This window comes from Capnocytophaga sp. oral taxon 863 str. F0517 (assembly GCF_000466425.1).
GTDB lineage: Bacteria > Bacteroidota > Bacteroidia > Flavobacteriales > Flavobacteriaceae > Capnocytophaga.
In genome coordinates this window covers 1-825 of sequence record NZ_KE992166.1, presented here as the reverse complement: position 1 = coordinate 825, position 825 = coordinate 1, and the positions used below count along the sequence as shown (strand labels likewise).

The 825-nt window shown below is 46.5% G+C and carries 1 pseudogene; it reads left to right on the top strand.

What is annotated here, in order from left to right:
• Window positions 1-825: pseudogene (locus tag HMPREF1551_RS14020) on the top strand (hypothetical protein); the annotation flags it as partial.

Sequence of the window (825 nt, the reverse complement as noted above, 5' to 3'; positions counted from 1 at the left end):
GCAATGACCAAGTCAATGGCAACCCTGCCACTCCAACGGCACTGGATATGACCATAGAGGATAATGGAGGTCTTAGCAACTTGGAGGTAAACACAGCTACTGGAAAACTTAAAGTGCCAGCGGGTGCTACTTCAGGTACCTATGAGGTGACTTATCGTATCTGTGTTAAAGGAGAAGCATCTCCTTGTGATACCGCTAAGGTGAAGATAGAGGTAACGAGCGATGCGGCTCCGACCACGACCATCAATGCCAACGATGATCCGAATACCTCCGTTGCCAAAGGCGGCTTGGTAGAAGTCCTCTCCAACGACAGACTCAATGGAGAACCTGTAACCAAGGATAAGGTGACCACCACTATTGATAACAATGGAGGCCTTACTGGTGTAGAGATAGACCCTGCCACTGGCAAGATCAAAGTGCCAGTTACCGCTACAGAAGGTACCTATGAGGTGACTTATAAGATTTGTGAGAAACAGAATGGTACTCCTTGTGATACTGCTAAGGTGAAGATTACCGTAACTTCCGATGTGATCCATACCATCGAAGCCAACGATGACCCTGAGGTAACTGTAGGTAAAGGAGGTACTGTAACCGTATTGAACAATGATACAGTGGACGGCAACCCAGCCACTAAGGACAATGTAGATATCTCTATTGACAATAATGGCGGCCTTACCGACCTTACCACCGATCCTGATGGTAAGATCAAGGTGCCAGCTAATGCAACCCCTAATACTTATGAGGTAACCTATAGGATCTGTGTCAAAGGAGCTTCTTCTCCTTGTGCTACGGCGAAGGTAAAAATTACGGTGACTAATGATACAA